At 45.7% G+C, this 26,647-nt stretch carries 23 protein-coding genes; 10 read left to right on the top strand and 13 right to left on the bottom strand.

Annotated elements, in window-relative coordinates:
- The first annotated feature begins 86 nt into the window (after nt 1-86).
- On the top strand, nt 87-1,364 hold the full coding sequence (locus ACXAC1_RS14325) for a cation:proton antiporter (RefSeq protein WP_475062293.1): 1,278 nt from the start codon (nt 87-89) through the stop codon (nt 1,362-1,364).
- 16 nt (nt 1,365-1,380) lie between these two features.
- Here the strand turns inward: ACXAC1_RS14325 and ACXAC1_RS14320 are convergent, their stop codons facing one another.
- The 7 genes from ACXAC1_RS14320 to ACXAC1_RS14290 form a co-directional block, all read right to left on the bottom strand.
- Complete coding sequence (locus ACXAC1_RS14320) at nt 1,381-2,700, bottom strand: GGDEF domain-containing protein (protein WP_475062291.1); 1,320 nt, start codon at nt 2,698-2,700, stop codon at nt 1,381-1,383.
- Between the two features lie 91 nt (nt 2,701-2,791).
- Complete coding sequence (locus tag ACXAC1_RS14315; RefSeq protein ID WP_475062289.1) at nt 2,792-3,394, bottom strand: flavin reductase family protein; 603 nt, start codon at nt 3,392-3,394, stop codon at nt 2,792-2,794.
- A gap of 98 nt (nt 3,395-3,492) precedes the next feature.
- Complete coding sequence (locus ACXAC1_RS14310) at nt 3,493-4,584, bottom strand: endonuclease/exonuclease/phosphatase family protein (RefSeq protein WP_475062287.1); 1,092 nt, start codon at nt 4,582-4,584, stop codon at nt 3,493-3,495.
- A 178-nt stretch (nt 4,585-4,762) separates the two neighbouring features.
- Entirely contained in the window at nt 4,763-5,605 is an 843-nt protein-coding gene (locus tag ACXAC1_RS14305) for an IS3 family transposase (RefSeq protein WP_475063835.1), read from the bottom strand.
- Entirely contained in the window at nt 5,605-6,105 is a 501-nt protein-coding gene (locus ACXAC1_RS14300) for a transposase (RefSeq protein WP_475062286.1), read from the bottom strand. Before ACXAC1_RS14300 ends, ACXAC1_RS14305 begins: the two co-directional genes overlap by 1 nt.
- 73 nt (nt 6,106-6,178) lie before the next feature.
- Nucleotides 6,179-8,761 carry a TRAP transporter permease gene (locus ACXAC1_RS14295; RefSeq protein ID WP_475062284.1) on the bottom strand — a complete coding sequence of 861 codons (2,583 nt, stop codon included), beginning with the start codon at nt 8,759-8,761 and terminating at the stop codon, nt 6,179-6,181.
- A gap of 91 nt (nt 8,762-8,852) precedes the next feature.
- A complete protein-coding gene (locus ACXAC1_RS14290) occupies nt 8,853-9,821 on the bottom strand; it encodes a TAXI family TRAP transporter solute-binding subunit (RefSeq protein WP_475062283.1) in 969 nt (322 codons plus the stop codon).
- A 363-nt stretch (nt 9,822-10,184) separates the two neighbouring features.
- On the opposite strand from ACXAC1_RS14290, the gene ACXAC1_RS14285 reads away from it, so the two are divergent.
- Both ACXAC1_RS14285 and ACXAC1_RS14280 read left to right on the top strand, forming a co-directional pair.
- The gene (locus tag ACXAC1_RS14285; protein ID WP_475062281.1) at nt 10,185-11,867 is read left to right on the top strand and encodes a transporter substrate-binding domain-containing protein; all 1,683 of its coding nucleotides are present in this window, start codon (nt 10,185-10,187) and stop codon (nt 11,865-11,867) included.
- 23 nt (nt 11,868-11,890) lie between these two features.
- Entirely contained in the window at nt 11,891-13,297 is a 1,407-nt protein-coding gene (locus tag ACXAC1_RS14280) for a sigma-54-dependent transcriptional regulator (RefSeq protein WP_133563971.1), read from the top strand.
- A 9-nt stretch (nt 13,298-13,306) separates the two neighbouring features.
- Here ACXAC1_RS14280 and ACXAC1_RS14275 read toward each other — a convergent pair whose 3' ends face one another.
- Together ACXAC1_RS14275 and ACXAC1_RS14270 are read right to left on the bottom strand one after the other, a co-directional pair.
- Entirely contained in the window at nt 13,307-14,206 is a 900-nt protein-coding gene (locus ACXAC1_RS14275; RefSeq protein WP_475062279.1) for an AraC family transcriptional regulator, read from the bottom strand.
- Between the two features lie 118 nt (nt 14,207-14,324).
- On the bottom strand, nt 14,325-15,374 hold the full coding sequence (locus ACXAC1_RS14270) for an NAD(P)-dependent alcohol dehydrogenase (protein WP_475062277.1): 1,050 nt from the start codon (nt 15,372-15,374) through the stop codon (nt 14,325-14,327).
- A 285-nt stretch (nt 15,375-15,659) separates the two neighbouring features.
- Here ACXAC1_RS14270 and ACXAC1_RS14265 point away from each other — a divergent pair, with 285 nt between their 5' ends.
- Nucleotides 15,660-15,839, top strand: a complete 180-nt coding sequence (locus ACXAC1_RS14265) for a hypothetical protein (protein ID WP_475062275.1) — start codon at nt 15,660-15,662, stop codon at nt 15,837-15,839.
- A gap of 19 nt (nt 15,840-15,858) precedes the next feature.
- Here the strand turns inward: ACXAC1_RS14265 and hmuQ are convergent, their stop codons facing one another.
- A complete protein-coding gene (gene hmuQ / locus ACXAC1_RS14260) occupies nt 15,859-16,161 on the bottom strand; it encodes a heme-degrading protein HmuQ (protein ID WP_475062274.1) in 303 nt (100 codons plus the stop codon).
- Nucleotides 16,162-16,256: 95 nt separating this feature from the next.
- On the opposite strand from hmuQ, the gene ACXAC1_RS14255 reads away from it, so the two are divergent.
- Nucleotides 16,257-17,000 carry a class I SAM-dependent DNA methyltransferase gene (locus ACXAC1_RS14255; RefSeq protein WP_475062272.1) on the top strand — a complete coding sequence of 248 codons (744 nt, stop codon included), beginning with the start codon at nt 16,257-16,259 and terminating at the stop codon, nt 16,998-17,000.
- Nucleotides 17,001-17,023: 23 nt separating this feature from the next.
- Here ACXAC1_RS14255 and ACXAC1_RS14250 read toward each other — a convergent pair whose 3' ends face one another.
- Nucleotides 17,024-18,064, bottom strand: coding sequence for a PLP-dependent cysteine synthase family protein (locus tag ACXAC1_RS14250; RefSeq protein WP_475062270.1), 1,041 nt, complete (start codon nt 18,062-18,064; stop codon nt 17,024-17,026).
- Nucleotides 18,065-18,200: 136 nt separating this feature from the next.
- On the opposite strand from ACXAC1_RS14250, the gene ACXAC1_RS14245 reads away from it, so the two are divergent.
- Nucleotides 18,201-18,668, top strand: a complete 468-nt coding sequence (locus ACXAC1_RS14245; protein ID WP_475062268.1) for an Lrp/AsnC family transcriptional regulator — start codon at nt 18,201-18,203, stop codon at nt 18,666-18,668.
- Nucleotides 18,669-18,720: 52 nt separating this feature from the next.
- Nucleotides 18,721-19,143 carry a DUF3010 family protein gene (locus ACXAC1_RS14240; protein ID WP_133563953.1) on the top strand — a complete coding sequence of 141 codons (423 nt, stop codon included), beginning with the start codon at nt 18,721-18,723 and terminating at the stop codon, nt 19,141-19,143.
- A gap of 84 nt (nt 19,144-19,227) precedes the next feature.
- On the opposite strand, the gene ACXAC1_RS14235 is transcribed toward ACXAC1_RS14240, so the two are convergent.
- The gene (locus ACXAC1_RS14235) at nt 19,228-20,544 is read right to left on the bottom strand and encodes a DUF3422 family protein (RefSeq protein WP_475062266.1); all 1,317 of its coding nucleotides are present in this window, start codon (nt 20,542-20,544) and stop codon (nt 19,228-19,230) included.
- A 196-nt stretch (nt 20,545-20,740) separates the two neighbouring features.
- Here ACXAC1_RS14235 and ACXAC1_RS14230 point away from each other — a divergent pair, with 196 nt between their 5' ends.
- The gene (locus ACXAC1_RS14230; RefSeq protein WP_475062265.1) at nt 20,741-22,240 is read left to right on the top strand and encodes a glycosyl hydrolase family 79 N-terminal domain-containing protein; all 1,500 of its coding nucleotides are present in this window, start codon (nt 20,741-20,743) and stop codon (nt 22,238-22,240) included.
- 3 nt (nt 22,241-22,243) lie between these two features.
- Here ACXAC1_RS14230 and ACXAC1_RS14225 read toward each other — a convergent pair whose 3' ends face one another.
- The gene (locus ACXAC1_RS14225) at nt 22,244-23,188 is read right to left on the bottom strand and encodes a LysR family transcriptional regulator (protein ID WP_475062263.1); all 945 of its coding nucleotides are present in this window, start codon (nt 23,186-23,188) and stop codon (nt 22,244-22,246) included.
- A gap of 141 nt (nt 23,189-23,329) precedes the next feature.
- Here ACXAC1_RS14225 and ACXAC1_RS14220 point away from each other — a divergent pair, with 141 nt between their 5' ends.
- Together ACXAC1_RS14220 and oadA are read left to right on the top strand one after the other, a co-directional pair.
- On the top strand, nt 23,330-24,745 hold the full coding sequence (locus ACXAC1_RS14220; RefSeq protein WP_475062262.1) for an acetyl-CoA carboxylase biotin carboxylase subunit: 1,416 nt from the start codon (nt 23,330-23,332) through the stop codon (nt 24,743-24,745).
- A gap of 23 nt (nt 24,746-24,768) precedes the next feature.
- The gene (gene oadA / locus ACXAC1_RS14215; protein ID WP_133563939.1) at nt 24,769-26,577 is read left to right on the top strand and encodes a sodium-extruding oxaloacetate decarboxylase subunit alpha; all 1,809 of its coding nucleotides are present in this window, start codon (nt 24,769-24,771) and stop codon (nt 26,575-26,577) included.
- The last annotated feature ends 70 nt before the right edge of the window (nt 26,578-26,647 follow it).

Raw genomic sequence — 26,647 nt, 5'->3', positions numbered from 1 at the left:
GCCGTGTTTAAAACTAAGCGTCCTACCCTCTGCCTTCCCTTCCTGTGGGCGTTTAGTTGTAAACATGCTTATCAAATAGGAACTCTATGAACGCTTGGTACTTCCTCTGTCTTCTATCCGTTATTGCTATCTTAATTGCCTTTAGCAATCAATACGTGCTCAAACTTCAAACAACGATCGCTATCACAACCGGCTCCGTTGTAATTTCATTGCTGTTAATGGGCTTCACCCAGTACTACGACAACAGCGTCACTCAAGCCATCACCACATCTGTGGCCAGTCTGAACTTCAATATGCTCCTACTTAATGGCATGTTGGGATTCTTGCTGTTTGCTGGCGCACTGGAAATAGACCTGAAGCTATTAAGGAACCAGCGCTGGGAAATTGCCATCATGGCCTTCTTCTCTACCATTCTATCAACGTTCATCGTAGGTGGCCTGTGTTATGCCGTCTTCTACGTTTTTGGGTGGGAAATGCCGTTTATCTATTGCTTACTGTTTGGTGCTTTAATTAGTCCGACCGACCCTATTGCAGTCTTAGCGATTATCAAAAAGATGAATGCTCCGGAAAAAATTTCCGTACAAGTTGAAGGTGAGTCACTGTTTAACGACGGTATTGGTTTAGTCGTGTTTACCACGATTTTTGCTCTCGCCTTCTCTGGAGAAACCCCCACATTTGGTGGCGTGGCTGAGCTCTTCCTAGTTGATGCAGTGGGTGGCGTATTGTTCGGTCTCGTTATTGCGTTGATTTCACACTGGTTAATTCGCACCAGCCATGACACCAGTATAGAGCTACTGATTACATTGTGTATCCCAACGGCAGGCTACGCACTGGCGAACGTATTGGGTATTTCGGGGCCTCTTGCGATGGTTGTCGGCGGTATATTTATTGGTAATGTAACCCATTCAAAAGGCTTTTCAGAAAGTAGCCAGACGACTATGACGCACTTTTGGCATACCGTTGATGCTTTCTTGAACTCGCTTCTGTTTATCTTGATTGGCTTATTGTTGGTTGTACTTCCCGTGACATGGGGAGAAGTTGGCCTTGGCTTACTGATGATCCCTGCAGTCCTTTTCGCACGCTTCATCAGCGTTGGCGCTATGTACAAAGTTTTTCGACGTTTTCGAGAATATGATCCTCACTCAGTGAAAATATTAACATGGGGAGGATTACGCGGAGGGCTAGCGTTAGCGATGGCAGCGTCCATTCCGCAGGGAGCGTTGATGGTAAATGGAGCGGATTATCATACGGTGATCGTCGTCGTCACCTATATCGTGGTCATTTTCTCGATCATTGTTCAGGGTTCGACCATTTCCCCTATCATCCAGCGCAGTATCGACGAAGGCAATGCTGCGCAATCCTAAACGTTACTAAGCGCCTCTATTCTGCTAGGGGCGCTAGCTGTACACCACATTTGCCGGAATGTTTAATACAGTACATCGCATGATCAGCGGCTTGGATAATTTCATCTAAAGTTTGTCCGTCTTGACGATGCGTTGCCACCCCGATGCTGGCGCTAACCTTAAACGAAATATTAGGTGTAATATTAATCGGTTTCTGAATTTTAGAAAGTAACAACTTAGCTATCTCACAGGCATTTTGCTCGTTTTCATAACGTTCTAGCCATACTAAAAACTCATCGCCACCTAATCGAGCAACCCCACCAACTCCTTCAACAGCTTTGCTGAGTCTGGTAGCCACTTCAGTGAGAACTTTATTGCCTGCTTCATGGCCACAACTGTCATTTACTTCTTTGAAGCCATCCAAGTCAAAATATAAAATAGCCAAAGAACATCCATTTGCGGACGATTTGTTCATTAATTCACTTTCTTGGTCCATCAAATAGCGCAAAGAGGGAATTCCCGTTACTACATCAAAATGTGCCAATTGACGTAACTCCTCTTGGGCTCGTTCAGCAACCTCTAACGCTTGCTGCAAAGGCGTGACATCATACTCAGAGACTAATAACAAGAATTCACCCGACAATGGATGACGTGTGACCCGAATATCAAGAGTATGAATCCGCTCTCCCTCAGCTGTTTGCACTGATCGTGTCCATTGCCCACCTTTTTCAGCAACCGCCTGAGCAAGAATCCCCTTTCCTTCCAATGGGTCTGCAAAACGTGAACTAAAAAACAGATCGGGAGAAATGAGTTTTGAGCGGTCAATGTGCTTGTATGCCTCTGTCGCCGCTGGGTTTTCTATTACTGCTTCACCATTAAATGTAAAGCTGGTGACAAGCACTCGTGTATAGCGCATTGCTTCAACTAATAGTAGGTTTTCAGGAGTTTCGCCTAGATTAACCTCTTCATTAATGAATGCTATGATGCCTCGGTGTTTTTCTGGACCTAATAAAACAGCTCGATGTTTCATGTAAAGAGTTTTAGGTTTGCCATTTGGGTAAGTTGTCCAAGGGTCAATTGTTAAGCCATTTTGAGCGGCTAACTCAAAGGTCTGAGCTGTTCGTTCTTTCGCTCCTTGCGTATCACCGGAAAGGTCTTTATTGATTAATTCCTCAACGTTATTCAATCCCCAAAACTTCACCGCAGCGGAATTCCCCCACCACCAGCCATGCTTATCTAAATCAAAAAACCAAACCACATCAGGGATAAGCTCATAGAGCGCTAATTCGGAGTGATCTTTTATATGTACCAAGTGATCGTATTGCGAAGATGTGGGACATGGAGAGGATTGGGACATAAAATTACCTGGTACAGAAAGCTATCTAAACGGTCAACCTGACCATAGCTTGATTTTTCCCTGAAGCCAACCCTTTCATATCGTAGCTAATCTAGGGCCTAGCCAAAGATTCTAGTGTTTTAGTAAAGCTGTAAAAATCACCGCCCATTTTTCCAACGCTGTCTAATGCCTGCTGATCAATTTTTCCGTCTTGATATAAATGATCGGCAACAAAAACAGAGACCACATCTAACAAAACCAAGCTCCCCGCACCGGCTTGATTTCCCAAACGAATCACCTCACGCAGACGACATTCGTATCGCACTGGAGCAGCCGACACAGATAAAGGAGTAACAAGTTGACTCGGCTCGGAGGAAATGTCGGCAAATGCAAATTCACTTTGTTCCGGCGGCAAACCAGCACAAGAGCGATTCATCTTATGCATTGTTTCAGAGTTCACGATATGAACCACACACTCTTTGTTCGCCAATAAATTTGTTAGGGTATCTTTATCGCTATCAGTTTGAGGATTAACTTGGGTATAGCTAAGAATAGGAGGATTTACACTGGCGACAGAGAAAAATGAGTAAGGTGCAATGTTATCAACACCTTGGTCAGATCGCGTGCTAACCCAAGCGATTGGGCGCGGCGTGATACCACCTACCAGAAGTTTATAGATTTCAGAAGTAGACAGTCCATCAGCAACTATATTCATATTCGCTCCTTTGCACTACAACACTAAATTAGAATTAACTTATATAAAAAATTAGCATCTCACAAGACCGTTTGGTTATTAATACAAATTATATTGACCTAAGTATTGCTTTTCGGCTCAGGAACATCCTGTTTACTCACTCCCTCCTCTTGCGCCATATCTTTTGCTAATTGCTCATCTTCAACATCGCCATTAACTGGTTCTTGGCCTTGCCCTTGTTTTGGAGTGAGGGCCAGTTGAGTCAGCAATGGAAAGTGATCAGAGCCAATGGAAGGCAACCTTTCAATATGACTGAGCGTAAAATGCGAGCTATGGAAAACATGATCAAGGGGCCAACGTAAAAAAGGAAAACTAGCATGAAAGGTACAAAACATTCCGCGCCCCACTCTCGGGTCGAGCAAGCCACTGATTTTGCGAAATAGCCGCGTCGTTGTGGACCAAGCGACATCATTTAAGTCCCCTGTCACGATAACAGGTTCAACGGTGTCAGCAATACTCCTTGCAACAATAGCAATCTCAGCATCTCTTTCACTGGATAGCGTATTTTCAGTAGGGCTAGGTGGCGCTGGATGCAGAAAATGTATACGAACCACTTGTCCATTGGCTAAGGTCATATTGGTATGGACTGAAGGCACATCTTCCTCGACCAAAAAGCTTAACGACGTGTCACTCAAAGGAAAACGAGAATAGACGTGCATGCCATATAAATTATCGAGCGGACACTTAACCGTGTAAGGTAAGTCTTGTTCAATAACGCTTAGTTGCTCTTCCCACCATTGGTCCGATTCTAACGTGACCACCACATCAGGCTGATGATGTTTTATCAGATGAATCAGCTTATGAACTTGGCGATTAGGCGTTAAAACATTGGACGTTAGCAGAGTGATTTGCGATCTCTGGTCAGGGTTTTCAGAAGCTTTCACCTCTTTCGAAAACAGCTGTGTGTAAGGTATGACCCACCAAAGCTGTATACAAAAACAAACCAAGGTAATGAAAAGGATCAAACAACTCGATGTCTGCCCGAAGGGTAAATAGAGCAATTCCAGTATCAATAGCACAGCAGCAATAACAGCAAACTGCAGTCGTGGAAAGTCACAAGCGCGAACCACCCAGTGAGTAATGCGCATCATAGGTAAAAAAGTGACAGCAAACAGAATCACCGTAAAACAAGCCAGTAAAATAAGTATCATGCTTAGTCTTTATCTAAAAAATATAACTGATAGTTAAAGCTAACATGTAAACAGATGAAAATCTGAGCTAGATGAAAAAGAACATATTTCATCCAAATTTGAAACGCTAACTCTTAATAAAAAAAAGCCGGAGCAAAGCCCCGGCTAATGAAGTGACCCCATAAAGTTGGACTCTGTTCTAAGCGGCTTTCAAGGCCTGATTCCGATACTCTATCGGACTCAGGCCTTTTAGTTTCTGCTTAATTCGATCGTTGTTGTAATACTCGATGTATTCCTTGATTGCTTCAATCAGCTCATCGGCATTGTTAAAATTTTCGTTATGGTACATTTCTGTTTTTAGGATACCGAAGAAGTTTTCAGCTACAGCATTGTCCAAGCAATTTCCTTTTCTAGACATGCTTTGGGATAACCCATGAGTCTTAATTTGTGCCTGATACGCTTGGTTCTGATACTGCCAACCTTGATCTGAGTGAATAATTGGCTTCTCATCTTCTCCAAGCTTTCTAATTGCACTCTTTAACATGTCTGTGACCAGCGGTAAGGTGACTGACGTCCTCACTTCATAACTCACGACTTCTTGATTAAACAAGTCGATCATTGGTGATAGATAAACCTTCTGATCAGCAACTTTAAACTCAGTTACGTCTGTCACCCACTTTTGGTTAGGCTTATCAGCATAAAACACTCTGTTGAGTAGGTTGGGCGCAGTTCTTCCAACTCGACCACGATAAGATTTATACCGCTTGGGACGAACTTTGGATTTTAGCCCTTGTGCAACCATAAGACGCTGAACACGCTTGTGGTTCACTTGGATGCCGCTATTTCTTAAGGCGTAGGTCACTCTACGATAGCCATAACGCCCTTTGTGGGTATGGAATATATCGTAAATCTTCTCTTTCAGATCCATTTCCGAGTCAACCATCTGCGCAGAAGCTCGATGGTAGTAATAGACGCTTCGAGCCAGTCCAGTGGCTTTGAGGAGCAACTGTAACGGATATTTAGCCTTGAGCTCAGTAACGATCAGCGCTTTTTCTTTGCTTGTTCCTGTTTGGCCTGAGCCAAGGCTTTCAACTTTTTTAGCACAGCATTTTCTACACGCAGGTACTCAAGCTCTTCTCTTAATTCTTTTTCTGTCATCTGTTCCGCTGGTTTAGGTTCAGAAGATTGAGTGGTCATGCGAGGTCTGCCTTTTTTCTGTGGTTTGAGTCGAGCTATACCTTCGCAAGCATAGAGCTTTTGCCACTGGAATAATATTCCTGGAGACGATAAATCGAAGTAGGCACTTGTGTAAGTTAAAGACCACTCATTCTCATGCATCGTTTTAAGCACTTTGAGCTTAAAGGGTTGGGTGTATGGCTTCTGGCTATGCTGAAAACTGTTTTCACCATGAACCCTATACACTTGAGACCAGTAACGAACTTGCCTCGATGCCAAATCGAATTTTCGGGCAATGGATCTTGATCCTTGGTGTTGAGATAACTTGGCTAAAGACAGTTTAAATGCTCTGTGATATTTGGACATAAAAAGACCCCCAGTAATTGGAATGTCCAACTATTGGGGGTCAGTTCACTAATCAGTCGCTTGCTAGCGAGGATTATTCAGATAATCGTTTCTTTTGACGGCGAATGATCCATAGCACCAATAGGAAGGCTGGAATAAAGAACCATTCTTTCGCAGGACGTTCATTTTCAATATCGAAGCCAGTGATCTCCCAATCGAAATCCAACTGCATTTGTTCAGCAACGCCACCCCAAACAATGTTATCGATGTAAAGACGTCCGTCTTCGTCACGCACCTCAAGACCTGAACCATCCATTAAACGGTCCGCTGCAGAGCCTTCAGCGCTTAGTGGTAGATCGACCGTTTTCTCAATCCATCGACCATCAAGGTTTTCACCTTCCACAGCCAGACGCACACTTTGCATTTCTGGATGTTGCTCAATGTACTGTGTCAGCTGAGAACCTTGATAATGCTCATGCGGTGCAATGATTTGGTCCAACCAGAATCCAGGACGGAATAAGGTAAACGCGACTAGCAACAGAATGGCACTTTCCCAACGCTTACTGCGTGCGAAGAAGTAACCTTGTGTGCCGGCAGCAAAAATCAACATCGCGGCCAGTGCGACGAAGAACACCATCACACCTTGATACCAAGTCACATCAATAAGCAGCAAATCCGTGTTAAAGATAAACAGGAATGGCAATAGCGCCGTACGCATTGAGTAGAAGAACGCAGTAAAGCCTGTCTTAATCGGATCTCCGCCCGATACGGCCGCAGCTGCAAAGGATGCTAGACCGACCGGAGGCGTTACATCTGCCATGATACCGAAGTAGAACACGAACATATGAATCGCGATCATAGGAACGATCAAACCAGACTGCGCACCGAGCTCAACTACAACACTTGCCATCAATGACGACACCACAATGTAGTTCGCCGTTGTCGGTAGGCCCATACCCAATACAAGGGAAATCAGCGCCACCATCAACAACATAATGATCAAAACGCCGCCAGACAGAAGTTCCACAAACTCTGCCATGACCTGACCTACACCTGTTAGCGTCACCGTACCCACAATAATACCTGCGGTCGCCGTCGCTACACCGATACCGATCATATTACGCGCACCAGTATTTAGGCCTTCGATCAGATCCCAAAATCCTTCTTTAAACTGGGCGCCCACGTTTTGATGTTGACGGAAAAATGCTTTAAGAGGCTTTTGCGTGATCAAGATAAACGCCATCAACATACTTGCCCAAAACGCCGACAAACCTGGTGATTTACGCTCAACCATCAAGAACCAAACCAATACGATGAGAGGCACTAAGTAGTAAAGACCAGCACGGTAAATGTCTGCAAACACTGGCAGCTTTACGATTTCACCATTGGTATCGCCCATGTCTAGGTCTTTAGATTTTGCTGAAATAAACAACAAAGCGAAGTAGCCAACGACCACAAGCAACAGTAAGCCAAGGTTCGACCAGTCACCCAGCGCCCATTTGATTCCTAAAACCAAGTAGTAAAGCGCGCCCGCTAAAATCATCATGCTCGACATAATGATACCGGAACGTAAGATCGCGACTTTCCAAGGACGAGCAGGTGTTGAACGAGGAAGACCACGCATGTCTGCTTTCAAGGCTTCAAGGTGCACAATGTAAAGCAAAGCAATGTAGGAAATCGTTGCTGGTAAGAAGGCATGCTTCACTACTTCAATGTATGGAATACCGACGTATTCCACCATTAAGAAAGCCACGGCCCCCATGACAGGTGGCATGATCACACCGTTTACCGATGAAGATACCTCTACCGCACCCGCTTTTTCAGGACTGAACCCCACTTTCTTCATAAGTGGAATCGTAAACGTACCCGTGGTCACCACGTTAGCAATGGATGAACCGGAGATCAGACCTGTCATTGCTGAAGACAATACCGCCGCTTTCGCAGGACCACCACGCATGTGGCCTAATAAAGCAAAGGCTACTTGAATAAAGTAGTTACCAGCACCTGCTTGGTTGAGCAGTGCGCCAAATAATACAAACAAGAAAACAAAGCCAGACGAAACGCCTAGGGCAATACCAAACACACCTTCTGTGGTAAGCCACATGTGCGTCATGGCTTTTTCAAACGACGCCCCTTTCCAACGCAAGATCTCTGGTAACCAAGACGAATCACCAAAAAATACGTAAAGCAAAAAGACAATAGCAACCATCATTAATGGTGGCCCTAAAGAACGTCTTGCTGCTTCTAGGGTTAATAATAAGCCGATGCCTGCTACCACCAAATCCAACGTCGTTGGCAAGCCTGGGCGCATTGCCAGCTCATCATTAAATAAAAATAGGTACGAAGCACAGAATGCTCCAGCTGCCGCCAACACATAATCTACGATTGGGATGTGTTTAGTAGGGCTTGAACTGAAAGCGGGGAACGCCATAAACGCCAAGCTTACAGCGAAGGCTAAATGCAGTGCTCGTGATTGGGTATCGTTTAAAAAACCAAAACCAAATTGAGAAGGTAGAGGTGAGCCGATCCATAATTGAAATAGGGACCAACATAGAGGGACGAGGAACAACAAGCCCAACGCAAAACGACCGGTCGGCGCACGTTTACCAGTATCGGCTTCGGCCACCATTTCATTGAGCTTATCGGTATCCAAAGCGTTTGAGGTTTGAGTCGACATAGAAGTTTCCTAGGTTCGAACGATATAAGAAAAAAGCGCCAACCATTTGGCTGGCGCTTTCACATGGCAGACTACTTAATAATGGTAGGGATTATTTAAGTAGGCCTTGCTCACGGTAGTACTTCTCAGCACCTGGGTGCAAAGGCGCTACAAGTGAAGATGTTGCCATCTCAGACGGTTGCAAAGGGGCGAACGCTGGGTGCAAACGCTTGAAAGAATCGAAGTTTTCAAATACCGCCTTGGTCATTTGATAAACAACCTTGTCCGATACATTGCTTGACGTCACGATGGTTGCTTTTGGACCGAAGGTAACGATGTCATTTGGGTTACCGTTGTACATGCCACCAGGAATCACAGCTTTTGAGAATTCACCATGCTTAGTTTGGATACTCGCTGCTACATCACCATCAAGAGGAATCATACGCACATCACAAGTAGTCGTCGCTTCTTGCGCAGAACCGTTTGGTAGACCGGCAACGAAGATAGTGACATCAAACTTGTCGTCACATAGTGCTTGAGACATTTCTGAAGATTTAAGCTCAGCAGCAAATGCGAAATCTTCTGTTGTCCAACCTTTCTCTGACATTAGAAGTTCCATCATTGAACGGTTACCAGAACCTGGGTTACCGATGTTAACGCGCTTACCTTTAAGGTCGTCAAAAGACTTAATGCCAGAGTCTGCACGAGCCATTAGGTGAATAGGCTCTGGGTGAAGAGAGAATACAGAACGCAATTCTGGGAATGGGTTACCTTCGAATTGGCCTTTACCTGCAATCGCTGCCGCTTGAACGTCAGACTGTGCTACACCGAACTCAAGCTCGCCCGCGCGAATGCTGTTTACGTTGTAACCAGAACCGCCAGTGGACTCTACAGAACAGCGAATGCCGTGCTCTTTACGGTCTTTGTTGATCATACGACAGATAGAACCACCTGCTGGGTAGTAAACACCTGTTACACCGCCAGTACCGATTGAGATGAACTGAGTGTCAGCCGCCATAGATACTGTTGTAGCTGCGGCAAAAGCCGTCGCGATCGCAGTCTTAAAGATTGCTTTCTTCATTGAAAATTCCTCGTTGTGTCATTTTTTTGTTATCAAATTGTCAAAACAAGGACATCTATGGCAATTACAGTGCCAACTTCTAAAAAATGCCATAACCTTATGTTTTTAATAGAAAAAAGAGATTTTACTAGGAAAAATCCTGCTTTCCATTTTTATAACTATAGTTATAGATCTAGTATTTCACGATGTATGGAAAGCTTAATATCAAGGATATATCGTGCACTTCAGAGCAACTATAACCTTTTTCATAGCTATAACTTTTGTTATAAATGGCCGATAGCTAACACAGCAATAGCTCTTCTCATCTTAGAAAAGAGCCGTTAAGATGCCCGCTCCACTGCCACTTTGTAGATAAAATAAACAATGAGAACGCTAATTCTCTGGCTATTCACGGTTTTATTTGGCCTCACCAACAGTTACGCTGATACTCGACCTACGATTGAGACGACAGCACCTAAACGTGTAGTGCATATTGCTGCAGACTACAACTACCCTCCTTATGAGTTTTTAGACGAAGAAGGACAGCCTGCGGGATATACGGTTGAGTTAACATACGCCATTGCCGAAACCATGGGCCTAGACATCGACCTCACCATGACCGATTGGCAGAGTGCTTATACTGGTTTATTAGATGGAACGTACGATGTTCTACAGAACATTGCCTACTCGGAAGAGCGCGCCAAGCACATTTTCTTTTCGTCCCCACACTCTATCGTGAGCCAATCGTTGTTTGCCCGCAAAGATGGGCCTCATGTAGATGACATCTCAGAAGTCAGTGGTTACGAAGTCATTGTTCAGAACGCTAGCATCATGCACGAGTATCTGAAGCAGAATTTCCCTGAAACCACCATTATCCCTGCTCCTACTCATTCGGCTGCTTTACGTTTGCTGGCCTCTGGAAAACACGATTTTGCATTGACGGCTAACTCTCCAAGCTTGTACCTCAGCCAAGAAATGGGACTCAGTAATCTAGAACCCATCGCCAGGCCCGTAGCAGGTCAAAGGCTCAGCTACGGCGCTCTACCAGTAAATGAAGACCTGATGGCGCTGTTCAGCGAAGGATTGGCCATTTTAAAAAATACTGGCCGTCAGCAAGAAATCTACAACAAGTGGTTTGGCACTCTTGATCAATCTAAAACCCAGTGGAAAAAGCTGGGGCAGTATGCATTCTATACGATCTTGGCTTTACTGTTTATTCTGGGAGGAATCATGGTCTGGAATAGCATGTTGAGAAAAGAGGTAGAGCGCCGCTCCGAACAGATTAAAGCGCAACAGGAACAGCTGATCCAAGCCGATAAGATGGCCTCTCTTGGCGTGCTCGTATCAGGGGTTGCCCATGAAATCAACAACCCAACCGGTCTGCTTATGCTGAACCTCCCCATCCTACGCAGTGCTTGGGAAGATGCCCTACCCTATTTAGATGAGGTTGAAAAAGAGCATGCAGGGCTTTATTTAGGTGGACTGTCTTATCAACGCCTTAAAGCAGAAATCCCTTATTTATTGGATGAAATGCAACATAGCACAGACCGCATCCGAAACATTGTCAACGACTTGAAAGACTTCGCTCGGGAGCAACCTGATGAAATCTGGCAAGAGGTCAATATCAACCAAGTTGTTGAAACCGCAGTACGCTTAGTTGATAAGTCCCTGCGCAATGCGACGGAGCACTTTGCGCTGCATTTGGACCCTAGAAACCCGAAAATTATGGGCAATCCACAGCGACTGGAGCAAGTCATCATCAACTTAGTGCTTAATGCCTGCGATGCTCTAGAAAATAAGTCTCAAGCATTAACCATCTCAACATCATTAAATCCTGACCAGTCAGAACTGCTCTTGGCCGTGGAAGACCAAGGGTGCGGGATTGATCAGCAAGCTTTACCAAGACTGACCGACCCCTTCTTTACAACCAAGCGCGAAACAGGCGGAACAGGATTGGGGCTCTCTGTGTCAGCTGGTATCGTAAAAGCCCATAAAGGGCGATTATCTTTTGAGTCAAGCGTGGGTAAAGGAACTGTCGCCATCGCTAGTTTTCCAATTCTGCCTTAGCCGTTTACTTGAGAGGAGTCGTTTTGAATCCATCTGCTTACCCGCCGTTTAAAATCCTACTTGTGGACGATGAGCCATCGTTCTTGCGCAGTATGTCACTGACATTAGAACGTTATGGGCTCAATAACATCATCACCTGTTCTGAGCCACATCAGGTGCAACAGATCATGTCTGAACACAGCATCGGTTTAGTGTTGTTGGATCTGACGATGCCCGTTATCTCTGGGCAGGAGTTGCTGGCATGGTTTAAAGAAGAGTACCCGGCGGTGAGCGTTATTATTTTCAGCGGATTGAATCAGGTCGATGCGGCGGTAAATTGCGTCAAGCAAGGCGCATTCGATTACATCGTCAAAACCGCCGACCAAGAGCAGATCCTTGAATCTATTAAACGTGCCATTCACACCCAAGAATTAAGTCTAGAGAACCAAGCTTTAAGAGCCCAGCTGTTGTCCAATGAACTGAATATGGCAGCTCAATTTGCGAACTTTGTCACTGCTGACCCAGGTATGATCTCCACCTTTCGATATCTGGAGTCCATCGCGGCCAGTGCGCAGCCTGTTCTGATTACGGGGGAAAGTGGTGTGGGCAAGGAGCTGATTGCAGGCGCTATTCATAATTTAAGTGGACGCAACGGCCCTTTGGTCACCGTTAATGTTGCAGGCCTTGATGATAATATTTTTTCCGATACCTTGTTTGGTCACGCCCGAGGCGCCTTTACCGGAGCCGATAAAGCGCGCCAAGGTCTGGTGGAAAGTGCCGCTGGGGGCACCCTATTTCTAGATGAGATTGGTGATTTAAGCGCTTCTTCTCAAGTCAAATTACTGCGCCTACTGCAAGAAGGCGAATACTACCCCATTGGCAGTGACCGCCCGAAACGTATTCAAGCACGCGTGGTGGTCGCTACCCATCAAAACTTAGCGGAGCAACAACAGCAAGGCACCTTCCGCAAGGACTTGTATTATCGACTGCGCACGCACATGGTGAATATCCCACCTTTACGCGAGCGCTTGAATGACTTGCCACTATTGCTCGATCACTTCATGCGCCAAGCCTGTGATGAGCTGCAAAAAGACTATTTGGCAATCCCAACCAATCTAGCACTGCAATTACAACACTACCCATTCCCAGGCAACGTACGTGAGTTGCGTGCCTTGGTATACGATGCTGTTAGCCAAAGTAGCCAGGATGAACTGAATGTTAGTGTTTTCCAAACCTTAGTAGGCGGTAATCAGGTGGATGTATTTGAGCGAAGCGTACGCTTCCCAGAGGATCAGCCTTTGCCGACACTGACCCAATTGAGCAAACTGTTGGTGGAAGAAGCCATGAACCGCGCTAATCAGAATCAGTCTTTGGCGGCACGCATGCTAGGGATTTCTCAGCCTGCGTTGAGCAAGCGCTTGAAAAACATGAAAGAAGACAGTGAAGATTAGCCGAATCGATTACAAAATATCACGGCTAGGCGCGACACCAAACGCTCTAGAATATTCACGACTGAATTGTGAAGTGCTGGTATAGCCCACTTCATAAGCGGCACTGCTGACATCTCGAATGCGACTTTTCAGCAGTGTTCTTGCTTGTTGCAAGCGCACCATTTTTTGGTATTGCAGCGGACTCATCGACGTAATGGACTTAAAATGAGTGTGGAAGGATGACACGCTCATTCCGGACCGCTGCGCCAAGTCAGCCACAGTCATCGTTTCAAAGTAATTCTGCTTAATCCAAGTAATGGCTCGCACCACTTTTTCGGCGTGAGAATCGGCGACACCGAGCTGCGCAATCGAAGCCCCCACTGGACTCAGCAACAAGCGCATCAAAATCTCATCAATTAAATGTGGCACCAGCAGGTCTATGGCTTGCTGCTGTTTGATCACTTCAAATAATCGTATAGAGGTTTTGACAATATTGACGTCTAAGTCGTTTATGTAAACCGCTTTAAGGTTCTCGGAACGAGGCATACCTTGCGTAAAAATTCTCGCGCTGAGATCTCGAATGCGATCAGAGTGAAGTGGAATCATTAAGCAGTAATAAGGTTCAGCAGTGGATGCCTGAGAAATTGTAAAACTGATCGGCACTTCGGCGGAATACACCACCATATTGGTGTGATCTTCCACATAGGAGAGGTCATCTTGCATAACAGAAAAGACTTTAGCCCCTTGCGGGACAATGCAAATACTCGGCTGCGCAAATAAATGGGTCTGCTCTTTTCCTGTTTGAGTCGCCCGAGTGACGTTAACAAAGCCTTCTACGATTTCAAAAAATCCATCATAGGTCACCACTTCACCAAGTAGCGCTGTTAATGATTGCACATGTTCATTGGGAGAAGTATCTCGTGATTCCATCAAAGTGGCCTGTTCTAACGGGTAACTGAAAACAACCTATATAAAAACGTCGCGTAGACCAACATAAAAACTCTGTCAGCCTACGCGCTCATCTTATTTCTTATGCAGAATACAGAATTTATGCAACGTCTAATGATGACATATCAATGACAAAGCGATGTGCCATTTCACCCTGCTCCATGCGTTTGAAGGCTTCGTTGATCTGATCCATTTGAATCATCTCGCACTCAGGATAGATGTTGTGTTTTGCACAAAAATCCAACACTTCCTGCGTTTCCGCAATGCCGCCAATCAGTGAACCTGCCACACGACGACGACCAAAGATCATTGGCATGCTATTCAGTTCGCCAGTTGGACCGACTTGCCCAACAATCACAAGAGAGCCATCCACATCCAGCAGTGGTGTGTAAGCATTGATGTCATGCGCCGTAGGAACCGTATCAATGATCAGATCAAAAGCGTTCGCGGCCGCAGTCATCGCTTCCTCGTCAGTGGACGCTAGTATACCTTTTGCGCCAAGCGCTTTTGCTTCCGTTTCTTTTTTAGTCGAACGACTGATCACCGTTACATCAGCTCCCATCGCGACAGCTAACTTAACCGCCATGTGACCAAGGCCACCTAGACCGATCACACCAACACGTGAGCCTTCCTTTACACCCCATGTACGAAGTGGTGAATAAGTGGTGATACCTGCACACAAAATCGGTGCGGATTTAGATAAATCCATGCCTTCTGGGATACGCAATACGAACTCTTCACGTACTACAATATGCTTAGAATACCCACCTTGCGTGGTTTCACCCGAAATGCGATCAGGGAAACCGTACGTACCTGTCATACCTTCACGACAGTATTGCTCTTCATGATTATGGCATTGATCACATTCTTGGCAGCTGTCTACCATACAACCCACCGCAACTTGATCACCCACTTTATATTGAGTGACATCCGCGCCGACAGATTGCACAACCCCCACAATCTCATGACCTGGTACAAGTGGATAAGGTTGTGGTCCCCAGTCACCATTCACGGTGTGCAAGTCAGAGTGACACACACCAGAATATATAATCTCTATCGCCACATCATTTGAGCGAAGTTCACGTCGCTCAAAATGATAAGGCACCATGTTGGCTTCACTTGAATGCGCTGCATAACCGACCGTTTTCATATAACACCTCTAATCTATATCAAATGGATCTTGATTGAACTCAATGATAAAAATCATACGGTGCAGACCGTCAATGATGCATGCCTAATGCTCCATAACACTTGCACAAAACTACAACGACACTGAAGTCCCCATTATTGGCACATTCGTTACACGAATGTTCTGCAAAGCGATAACGCGAGAGGAAAAAACGGCTCTCGCCTAATGCAAGCCCCTCAATTATACTGGTATGTAAAGCTTGCTAGCCTGAGCATTTACCCACCATCCTAATTTTGAGGGCACTCAATGCAAACGAAACATTCTAGCCGCTTCGGAGCGAAGAAAAGCTTTCTCATCGTTGCGACGGCAGTGCTTATAGGAATGCTGTCACTATCAAGCACTGCTCAGGATTTAGCGGTGAATCACTACCAACAATACTTTAAAGCCATGCAAACCCTAGTCGACTTACAATATTTTGCCTGCTAGACGTCAGATTAAATAGAGCCTATAAAACCGCTTCAAAGCACTCTAGCTGTGGATGCCCAAGGTAAATGTCACGACGACTGCCTGCATTGGCGTGTGCTTTTCGAAATGCCTCAGATTTAGTCCAAGCTTCAAACGCTTCTTTTGATTCCCAAGTAGCATGAGATGAGAACAGCGTGTACTCCTCTGTTGTCGGTCCCTTTAAGAGATTAAACGATTTAAAGCCTGGCACTTCGTTTAGGTAGGAGTCTCGACCTTTCCAAATATCGATAAACTCTTGCTCACAACCCAGTTTGATCTTAAATCGATTCATTGCAATAAACATAATTTCTCCCATTGCGTTTTTAGCGAATTTTTTCTCGCTTTCTCTTCGAAGCAAGACTAGTATGGCGCACCTTTTTATCTTACAGAGCTGACACTATGCCTGAAACTGTTCTCTATACTGACTTGTCAGCCTACTATGATTTGATGTGTGCAGACATAAATTATCAAGCACAAAGCGATTCGATTGCTCGCCTAAACCGCATGTTTGGCAATGGTGGTATTCAGCACCTAGACCTCGCTTGCGGAACAGGCCCTCATATCCGTCACTTTCTAGATAAAGGCTATCAAAGCCAAGGCCTAGACCTGAACCAACCGATGCTGGATAAAGCAAAGGTACGCTGTCCCGAGGCTGACTTCAGCCTGCAAAATATGTGCAGCTTTGAAGTTGATCAACCTGTCGACTTAATTACCTGCTTCCTATATTCGCTACATTACTGCGGGGATTTACAACCTTTATCTCTGTGCATTGAAGCGGTGAATAATGCCTTAGCACCAAGTGGATTATTTTGTTTTAACGCCGTCGACAAGCGCTTTATCAACAATCAGTCGTCTACTGCACATTCCGTATATTCTGAAGGTGACCGTTTTGACTTTCGTTCGGGATGGTTCTACCAAGGTCACGGCTCACAACAGCGTCTGCGCCTAAGTGTACAGAAGACCGCAGGTGACCAAGTCGAAGTCTGGCAAGACAATCACACTATGGTGGCAATTGACTTCATTGAATTGAGTGCGCTTCTAGAGCAGCATTTTGAAGTACATATTTTTGAACATGACTACGACAAACTAAATGCTTGGAGCAACCAAACTGGCAATGCCATTTTTGTTTGTATAAAGCGCTAAGCCCCAACATGCATTTAAGCAATTCACGTGAGATTGTTTAAATGCGTGAGATACGATTCTATCGAACCAATTTCCTTAGCCACCCAATCAAGATCAAAATATGTCTGTGAATAACGTTCACCGCCATCGCACATTAACGTCACAATTGACCCCTTTTCACCCTTCGATTGCATGCTTTGCGCAACATTCAATGCGCCCCATAAATTGGTTCCTGTAGAAGGGCCAGCCTTACGGCCCGTTAATTGATACAACCAATGAATGGTTGCAACGCTTGCAGCGTCTGGCACTCTCCATACGTCACTAATAACATCGGGGAGGAAAGATGCCTCTAATTTAGGTCTACCTATTCCTTCAATACGACTCCCTCGACCAGTTTGGATCTCATTGTTTTTTAAATGATAAATATCATAAAAAGCTGAATACTCAGGGTCGACCACCACTAGACGGGTATTTAGCCCTTTATAGCGAATAAAACGACCTATGGTTGCGGATGTCCCACCTGTCCCGGCCCCCATGATAACCGTATGAGGAACAGGGTGTGGCTCAAGCACCATTTGCCCAAACATACTCTCAGCAATGTTATTGCTCCCCCGCCAATCAGTCGCCCTTTCCGCATAAAGAAATTGATCCATAAAATAGCCACCCGTTTGTTGTGCCACCCGAATGGCTTCTTCATGCATCAAGGTTGCACAAGAAACAAAATGGCACTGGCCACCGTAAAGCTCTATTTGACGAATTTTGCTTTGGGCTGTGGTGCTTGGCATAACGGCAATGAAAGGCAACCCTAACATTCGTGCAAAATACGCCTCTGACACCGCTGTACTTCCAGATGACGCCTCAACGATGGTTGTGCCTTGTTTTATCTTGCCGTTACACAGTGCATATAAAAACAAAGAACGAGCTAAGCGATGTTTCAGACTCCCTGTGGGGTGGGTGCTTTCATCCTTTAAATAAATATCAATCCCATCAAACCCCAGACCTTCTAACTTGATCAAATGGGTATCTGAAGAACGCTGATAGTCAGCATTAATTTTATCGATCGCATCACCAATCCAACTCATCATTCAACCTCCAAAGCGTTTTAGCGAATGGCTAATACTGTATCTTGATGAGAAAAAATCGAGTTGCTATTTTGTTCCTAAAAAACACATAATTTAGAAAAATATTCCTCTCAAAAGAAAATTATTAGAAAAAATTTTTATGGATAAAGTAGACCTTATCATTCTCGATATGTTGCAGCGTGATTGTACAGTTTCCATTCAAGACATTGCTGAGCGAGTTAACCTGTCGACCACTCCCTGCTGGAAGCGCATCAAACGCATGGAAGAAGACGGTATTATTAAGTCTCGAGTAGCGTTATTGGATGGCAGCAAGATCCAATTGGGAATCTCTGTTTTCGTCCACATTAAAACCATGCGCCATGACAACGAATGGCTCACTCGGTTTTCTGAGCACATCACGGCCTTTGATGAGGTCGTAAACTGTTATCGCATGTCTGGAGAATGGGACTATTTGCTAAGGGTCGTCGCTAAGGACATTCATGCCTTCGACCTGTTCTACAAAACCTTAATAAAAGACATTGACGGCCTAACAGATGTGTCCTCGAGTTTTGCCATGGAAGAAATCAAATACACCACCCGTCTGCCGATCATGAAGGACTCGTTATAAATGACTGCAGATATGGCATAATGGCCACACACTAAGTACTAGGACATTAGCTATGATCACATGTGGTATCGAAATCAAAGGCAGCGAAATTATCTTATGCCTTCTATCAAAAGAAGATGGTTTTTTTCAGCTTCCTGACTGCCGCCAAGTGCGCCACGCTTTGCAGCACCCGAACGATGCCGAGGCTGTGCGTAAATTTCAATTTACACTGAAAAAGCTGTTTGAGGATTATAAAGTTGAGCAAGCGATCATTCGCGAGCGCCCAACCAAAGGTAAGTTTGCAGGCGGTGCTGTTGGCTTTAAAATTGAAGCAGCGGTTCAACTAATCGAAGGATTGAACGTCGAACTTATTAATAATGCGACCATGAAAGAAATTATCAAAGAAAACCCGATCCCAATTTCTTTTTCAGAAACAGGTCTACGCGCATTTCAAGAAGGTGCTTTCCAAGTAGCCTACGCTGCTTTAAGCCGATAACTCAAATAAAACAGCCCTGTCATCATGTAAATGACAGGGCTGTTGCTTATTTATGTGAAACCAATTACGTACTAAAGCTGACGACTACTCTTTTGCTAACTTAAGAAAGCGTTTGTGGATACGGCGAGTCGCCCACCACACCCCACCAATTACCAGGGGTACCGTTATCCCAACCGCTAAGCTTTTATTAATGGGCGCTCCATTGTCGTAAACGGCTTCAATCAAATATTTCAGCAAGCCAATGCTGTAATAGGAAATGGCGGCTACAGACAGTCCTTCAACCGTATGTTGCATGGCCAGCTGAATTTTTGAACGGCGATCCATTGATGCGAGCAAATGTTGATTTTGTGACTGAATAGACATTTCAACGCGGGTTCGCATCATGTCTGAAACTCGGTCAATCCGCCGTGAGAGGTTTTCTAAGTGCTCACTAGTCGCTTTACAGGTTCGCACCGCTGGCGTTAAGCGACGAGTCATAAACTCAGTAATGGTTAAATGCCCCGAAACTTCATCTTCTTTTAATTCTGCAAGGCGTTTTAAAACTAAGTCGTGGTAGGCAGACGTGGCGCTAAACCGAAATGTAGTTTTAGCGCGAGCCGCCTCAACCCAAGCCGCCATATCAATAATCTGCTCTAACACTTCTTGTTCATCGATTTCGTCTTTCGTCTCGGCAAGCTGCGCGGTTAAATCAGCCAGCTTTTGATCCATGTTAGCCAAACGCTGATTGTAATAGCGGGCCATCGGAAGCCCCAACAAAGCAAACAGACGGTATGATTCGATCTCAATTAAGCGCTGCACCATACGACCGAGCTGGCTGTCACTCATATTACGGTTGTAGACTAAAGTGCGGCCACAACCATCACTGTGCACCTGAAAAGTCGTCCAAACCTGAGCATCACCATTTTGAGGTCGGCTGCCTACTAAACGCATTCCCTCAAAGTAAGATTTAACTTGAGCCAACTCTGGCTCTGGTTGCTGCCTCGCGTCTTCGATGGCGACATGGAAAGCCGACACCACAGTTCCGACCATACCTCCTACCCAATCTTTTGGTAAACAGCTCAAGCCATTGTTGGCAAACGGGTCCGCTAAAAATGGTGCTCCTTCGTTAATAATGGTGTAAGAGATAAACTCTAAATGGGACTCACGTCGAATACGAACATCCCCAAAACTGACTTCAAGGCACACGGAATCTTGCGCAGGGGGCACAACACCATAGCGTTGATATAAGCCGATAAAATGCTGGAAGTCTTGTTTCTTTTGCTCGCCATTCATCATGACTGCTAGATAACTCACTCTTGCAGTACTGGAAATGACTTGGAAAGGTCGGGAATGCAACTCTGCATAAAGCGCATCGCGCTGGGTATGCATGGTTAACCCGTAGGGATTGACGACAGTGTTCACTGCAACTCTCTTTGTTATTCTGGTTAAGGGGATAGTTAAATCATTGGCTGAATTACATTTCAATGCAACCGCCACGCTCTCAGTTCAGGTGAGTTTTTCTAATGTTGTTATGAATATTGCTTATCATCCCTCTTTATAAACGTCACAAGCCTGTCATACATTCTCGGCAAACTGATCCCTCAGTTTGGAGATTTTCATGGCTTATAATCTGTTTCGACGTGCCATCACTTCACGTGCGCGCCCCATTAATACGATAAAGCTGGAACAAGCGGCTCCGGTACATCAAGTTGACGAGCGCTATTTGTCTTTCTCCATTGATATTTCTCTGATTATTGGGGGGCAGTGGTGGGAAGGCAGTGATCGTTCCAGTCGTGGGCTTGGTACAGTACGCGTGCCGCCATTACCATTGGAGCACCCCAAACTTAGTCAATACGTCAAACATTTATCCCCTGCTTATTTAAGAGTGGGCGGCTCAGAAGCTGACACCATTCATTACTTTTGTTCCCACGAACTTCCCAATGAGAAAGAGCCTGAACTCAGTGAAGCGATTTGGAATCGACTGATTCAATTCATTAAAGAGCATGAACTAAAATTCATGTTCACCTTTAAATATGGCGCCTTTGATCGTAAACAACACGGCAACTGGAACGGCACCGACTGTGCGGCTCTGCTGCAATACACACAACAGCGAGGAGTTAATATTGATGTGTGTGAATTGGGCAACGAACTAAACGCCTACTGGGCTTTCCATGGACTCAGCGCACAACCGCGAGCCAAGCAGTTGGTGCTCGATTACCAGCGCTTCATTAATCAAGTTCGCTTGCTCAGTCCACAAAGTCGCATCGCGGGCCCTGGCAGTGCCTTTTGGCCTTTTTTAGGAGAAACCATTAAGTATCTGTCCAACATTACACCCGCTTTTCTGGAAGAGCTGAGTGGGCAGTTGGATATTGTCGACTGGCACTATTACCCTTTTCAGAGCCAACGATCACCTATTCGCACGCGCAGCGCTCGTATAGAACGATTACTTGATCCTCGATCACTGAAAGACTTTGAAGTGTATTCCAAGCAATTAGAAAACTATCGTCGCGCATTTCAGCCACAAGCGGAACTTTGGACCGGTGAATCTGGCTCTGCTCAATGCGGAGGACAACCGAAATTATCCGATCGTTTTGCTTCCTGTTTTTGGTGGGCAGATCAATTAGGAAGAGGCGCAAGACTCGGTCAAAAAGTCATGATTAGGCAGTCTCTCATCGGGGGGGATTACGGATTATTGCAACGAGAAAGCCTAAAACCTAATCCAGATTTTTGGGTTAGCTGGCTGTGGAAACGCTTAATGGGGCAGCAGGTTTACGCCGTTAGCAGCCAAAATCCAGAGTTAATCGTCTACTGTCACGGCGGACACAAATCCAATCGCATGACTTTGCTGATCATTAACATGACCAATAAGCCCCATCGTTTGAAGTTTCAGTCTTTTGGTGCGCCGAAAAAACGCTTTGAATTAACCGCCGATAAACTAACTAGCAAGAAGGTCTTGATCAATGGTGTCATTCCCAAGTTTCGCAAAGGCAAAGTTCACTTAAAAGACTTCCCCAAGTTACCAAAACTCGATGTTATCGCTCCATTTAGCATCAATTTTTGGACGTTTACCGATGATGAGAGCATAACCGACCACCATTTTGGCGAAGATCTGTTTTAACGCTTACGGGTAACGAAACTCCTCTGAAAGACACTTATCTCCTTCATCTCGAAGATGATCGAGAAATGCCTGCATCACCGGAGTTGGCTGTTTGCTACTAGGATACACGGCACACCAGCTTCGCTTGATCGGGAAGCCTTTGATCGCCGGCATCACTAACACGCCAGTTTTTAATTCTGATATAACATTGGCAAAGGGCAATAGCGCCACACCAAGCCCAGCAATTACGCCATGCTTCACTGATTCGTTAGAACCAAATTCAAGCACTGGCGTGAATTGAATGCGTTGAGACTTACAAAAGCCCTCTATCGCCGCTCGAGAACCAGACCCCACCTCACGCTGCAAAAAGCCAGCATCAAAAAACGCTTGCGCCGTGACATCATTCAGCTCCAGCAGTGGGTGTCCCGCTCTAACAACTGGCACCAATAAGTTGTCATAGAAAGGCTGTCGACTGAGCAAACGTGTATCAGGAACGATGCCAGTAATGACAATATCGTCTTGGTTTTGCAACAAGCGATCGGTTGCATTGGTTCGGTTTAACACTGTCACCCTAACCTCTACTTCAGGGAATTTCTCTAGAAACCCTTTCAGCAAATACGGCACGATGATTTCAGCTGAGCTGATCACACACAAGCGCAATTCACCACGAAGCTTCCCTTCTAGTTGATACAAGTTCATTTGCAGCGTCTCTAAATCACTGAAAATCTCCCGCACCACTTTTTCGAGTTGCGCTCCAGCGGGCGTCACATACAACTGCTTGCCCACATAATCAAACATTGGCTGTCCAAGGGCCGCCTCTAATTGCTTCATTTGCGCACTGACCGCTGGCTGGGTTAATCCCAATTCTTCAGCGGCTTTCGAGTAGCTTAGCTTATGAAAAACCACCTGAAACACCTGCAATTGACGAAATGTAAGCCTATTTAAAAGCTGTCCAAGTGTATAAATCATCACCCAACCTTATGAAATCTAATCATTTTTAATTAACTATAAGCTAATACTTATGGTTTACCAAAAAAATATCAATTATTTATTTTTGTAACTTTAGAATACTGTAATTGCCATGCTTGATTTGAGCACATGGAGAGGAAAATGCTGAAGAAAATATTGATTGCTAACCGTGGAGAAATTGCCGTACGTATCGTTCGTGCATGTGCCGAAATGGGCATTCGCTCGGTAGCAATTTTCACGGAGCCAGACCGCCACGCACTACATGTTAAGCGTGCCGATGAGGCTTATAGCATGGGCGAAGACCCATTGGCTGGCTACCTTGATGCTCGACGCATTGTAAACCTTGCAGTGGAAACAGGCTGTGACGCCATTCACCCAGGCTACGGCTTTCTTTCTGAGAATGCTGAGTTTGCTCAAATCTGCCAAGAGCGTGGCATTACATTCATTGGCCCAAAGGCCGATGTCATCGCAAAAATGGGCGATAAAACACAAGCTCGAAAAAGTATGATCGCAGCCGGTGTCCCTGTGACACCAGGCTCTGAAGACAACCTTGCGAATATTGATGAAGCCGTACTGCTGGCTCACGATATTGGCTACCCAGTGATGCTAAAAGCCACATCTGGTGGTGGCGGACGCGGTATCCGTCGCTGTGACAGCGAAAAAGAATTACGCGACCAATACCCGCGCGTTATTTCTGAAGCAACCAAAGCGTTTGGTTCCGCCGAAGTATTTTTAGAAAAATGTATTGTCGATCCTAAACACATCGAGGTACAGATTTTGGCAGACAGCCAAGGCGAAGCGATTCACCTATACGAACGCGATTGCTCTATTCAGCGCCGTAACCAAAAGCTAATCGAGATCGCTCCGAGCCCTCAGCTTACGCCTGAGCAACGTTCTTATGTTGGTGAGCTTGCAGTGAAAGCCGCTAAAGCAGTGGGCTATGAAAATGCTGGAACAGTTGAGTTCCTTGTCACGGGCAATGACATCTACTTTATGGAGATGAATACCCGCGTACAGGTTGAGCACACCATTACCGAGCAAATTACTGGTGTCGACATTGTTCGTGAACAAATTCGTGTGGCCTCAGGCTTACCGTTGAGTTACCGCCAAGAAGACATTTCATACCGTGGTTTTGCCCTGCAGTTTCGAATTAACGCAGAAGACCCAAAGAACAGTTTCTTACCGAGCTTTGGTCGTATTACACGTTACTACGCACCAGGCGGCCCTGGCGTTCGAACCGATACGGCCATCTACACTGGTTATACCATTCCACCGTACTTTGACTCCATGTGTCTAAAGTTAGTGGTCTGGGCACTGAATTGGGAAGACGCGTTGGATCGTGGCGCTCGTGCACTAGCGGATATGCGTGTAATGGGTGTGAAAACCACCGCCAACTACTACCAAGAAATTTTGAAAAATGAAGAGTTCAGAAGCGGCTTCTTTAATACTAGCTTCGTACCGAATCACCCTGAGCTATTGAATTACTCTGATAAACGCGCGCCAAGCGAGATTGCCCTCGCCATCGCAGCAGCCATCGCTGCACACGCGGCCGTTTAGAAAGAGAACAAGGAGAAAAACCAATGAGCAAAGTACAGGTAACAGACGTCATCTTGAGGGATGCACACCAGTCTTTGATTGCCACGCGTATGCGTACCGAAGATATGCTTCCTATTTGTGACAAGCTGGACGCTGTGGGGTTCTGGTCCCTTGAAGTTTGGGGTGGCGCGACGTTCGACGCCTGCGTCCGCTTTCTAAAAGAAGATCCATGGGAACGCCTACGTCAACTTCGTCAGGCACTACCAAATACTCGCTTACAAATGCTGCTGCGCGGACAAAACCTACTCGGCTACCGCCATTACGCAGATGATGTCGTCGAAGCGTTTGTTGCTAAAGCTGCGGAGAATGGCATCGACGTCTTCCGTGTTTTCGACGCTTTAAATGACCTTCGCAACTTAGAAACGGCTATCAAAGCGGTTAAAAAAGCAGGTAAACACGCACAAGGCACAATCTGTTATACCACCAGCCCAGTGCACACTCTGGATCTGTTTGTAGAGCAAGCTCAAGCTCTGAAAGAAATGGGGGCAGACTCGATTGCCATCAAAGACATGGCAGGCCTACTGACACCTTATGCGACATACGACCTAGTTAAAGCGATCAAAGCAAACGTTGATCTGCCACTGTTCGTACACAGCCACTCGACTGCAGGCCTAGCACCATTGTGTCAGCTAAAAGCCATCGAAGCGGGTGCAGAACACATTGATACAGCTATTTCATCGTTTGCATCTGGTACCAGCCACCCAGCAACTGAGTCGCAAGTTGCCGCCCTTAAAGGCACGCAATGGGACACTGGCTTAGACCTAGAATTGCTGACCGAAATCGCTGATTACTTCAAAGAGGTGCGTAAGAAGTACCACCAATTTGAAAGCGAGTTCACCAAAGAAGACGTCTCAGTACAGATCAACCAAGTACCGGGCGGCATGATGTCAAACCTTGCTAACCAGCTTAAAGAGCAGCAAGCGCTGGATCGCATTCGCGATGTTTTCGCAGAAATTCCACGCGTCCGTGAAGATTTGGGGTTCCCTCCCCTTGTCACCCCAACTTCACAGATCGTTGGAACCCAAGCTGTGATGAACATCTTGGCAGGCGAGCGCTACAAGACCATCACCAATGAAGTGAAACGCTATCTACAAGGTGGCTATGGACACCCACCAGCGGCCGTTAACCCAGAAGTAAGAACCAAAGCCATCGGTTCTGAACAGCCCATTGAGGGCCGTCCTGCGGATGCGCTAGGTGCTGAAATGGAGCGCTTGCGTAAAGACATCGGCGAGTTGGCTAAGTCTGAAGAAGACGTTCTGACCTACGCCATGTTCCAAGACATCGGTAAGCAGTTCCTTGAGCAACGCGAAGCTGGCACCTTGGTCCCAGAAGTACTAGAACCTATCGCCGCAGCAGGAACAGCGAAAGCATCAGCAAGTGTCTCAACGGAATTCAAGATTGATGTACATGGCGAAACATACCAAGTTGAAATCACCGGTGTCGGTGGTGACAACTCTGGCAAGCGTCACATTTACCTAACGCTAGACGGTATGCCTGAAGAAGTACTATTCGAGTCATTGAATGAATACGACGGCGGTGCTGCCACAGGCAACAAACGCGGCAAAGCATCAGGTCCAGGGGACATTACGACAGCGATGCCAGGCAACATTGTGGATGTACTGGTAAACGTAGGCGATGAAGTCACCGCTGGCCAAGCTGTACTCATCACGGAAGCGATGAAAATGGAAACCGAAATCCAAGCCCCTATTGCAGGCAAAGTAGCAGGGGTGCACGTCACAAAAGGGGATCGCGTTACACCTGGCGAAACCCTAATCGAAATAGTTCCGCACTAACTTATAGTGTGTTGTTCATTTAGGGGACCTTTGGTCCCCTTTTTTTTGGCCAGTTTAGCCTATAAAGATC

Source organism: Marinomonas sp. AWM4_232, assembly GCF_056158325.1.
Note: the sequence above shows the minus strand (reverse complement) of the source record. Positions and strands in the feature narration are given on the sequence as shown.

What these genes read in the sequence shown, in the direction of transcription:
- ACXAC1_RS14250 (WP_475062270.1), bottom strand. Translation starts at nt 18,064, where the DNA reads ATGATGAGTTGGATTGGTGATGCGATCGATAAAATTAATGCTGACTAT.
- ACXAC1_RS14220 (WP_475062262.1), top strand. Translation starts at nt 23,330, where the DNA reads ATGCTGAAGAAAATATTGATTGCTAACCGTGGAGAAATTGCCGTACGT.
- ACXAC1_RS14275 (WP_475062279.1), bottom strand. Translation starts at nt 14,206, where the DNA reads ATGGAATCACGAGATACTTCTCCCAATGAACATGTGCAATCATTAACA.
- ACXAC1_RS14285 (WP_475062281.1), top strand. Translation starts at nt 10,185, where the DNA reads ATGAGAACGCTAATTCTCTGGCTATTCACGGTTTTATTTGGCCTCACC.
- ACXAC1_RS14225 (WP_475062263.1), bottom strand. Translation starts at nt 23,188, where the DNA reads ATGATTTATACACTTGGACAGCTTTTAAATAGGCTTACATTTCGTCAA.
- ACXAC1_RS14270 (WP_475062277.1), bottom strand. Translation starts at nt 15,374, where the DNA reads ATGAAAACGGTCGGTTATGCAGCGCATTCAAGTGAAGCCAACATGGTG.
- ACXAC1_RS14295 (WP_475062284.1), bottom strand. Translation starts at nt 8,761, where the DNA reads ATGTCGACTCAAACCTCAAACGCTTTGGATACCGATAAGCTCAATGAA.
- hmuQ (WP_475062274.1), bottom strand. Translation starts at nt 16,161, where the DNA reads ATGTTTATTGCAATGAATCGATTTAAGATCAAACTGGGTTGTGAGCAA.
- oadA (WP_133563939.1), top strand. Translation starts at nt 24,769, where the DNA reads ATGAGCAAAGTACAGGTAACAGACGTCATCTTGAGGGATGCACACCAG.
- ACXAC1_RS14310 (WP_475062287.1), bottom strand. Translation starts at nt 4,584, where the DNA reads ATGATACTTATTTTACTGGCTTGTTTTACGGTGATTCTGTTTGCTGTC.
- ACXAC1_RS14240 (WP_133563953.1), top strand. Translation starts at nt 18,721, where the DNA reads ATGATCACATGTGGTATCGAAATCAAAGGCAGCGAAATTATCTTATGC.
- ACXAC1_RS14315 (WP_475062289.1), bottom strand. Translation starts at nt 3,394, where the DNA reads ATGAATATAGTTGCTGATGGACTGTCTACTTCTGAAATCTATAAACTT.
- ACXAC1_RS14290 (WP_475062283.1), bottom strand. Translation starts at nt 9,821, where the DNA reads ATGAAGAAAGCAATCTTTAAGACTGCGATCGCGACGGCTTTTGCCGCA.
- ACXAC1_RS14265 (WP_475062275.1), top strand. Translation starts at nt 15,660, where the DNA reads ATGCAAACGAAACATTCTAGCCGCTTCGGAGCGAAGAAAAGCTTTCTC.
- ACXAC1_RS14255 (WP_475062272.1), top strand. Translation starts at nt 16,257, where the DNA reads ATGCCTGAAACTGTTCTCTATACTGACTTGTCAGCCTACTATGATTTG.
- ACXAC1_RS14320 (WP_475062291.1), bottom strand. Translation starts at nt 2,700, where the DNA reads ATGTCCCAATCCTCTCCATGTCCCACATCTTCGCAATACGATCACTTG.
- ACXAC1_RS14325 (WP_475062293.1), top strand. Translation starts at nt 87, where the DNA reads ATGAACGCTTGGTACTTCCTCTGTCTTCTATCCGTTATTGCTATCTTA.
- ACXAC1_RS14245 (WP_475062268.1), top strand. Translation starts at nt 18,201, where the DNA reads ATGGATAAAGTAGACCTTATCATTCTCGATATGTTGCAGCGTGATTGT.
- ACXAC1_RS14300 (WP_475062286.1), bottom strand. Translation starts at nt 6,105, where the DNA reads ATGTCCAAATATCACAGAGCATTTAAACTGTCTTTAGCCAAGTTATCT.
- ACXAC1_RS14230 (WP_475062265.1), top strand. Translation starts at nt 20,741, where the DNA reads ATGGCTTATAATCTGTTTCGACGTGCCATCACTTCACGTGCGCGCCCC.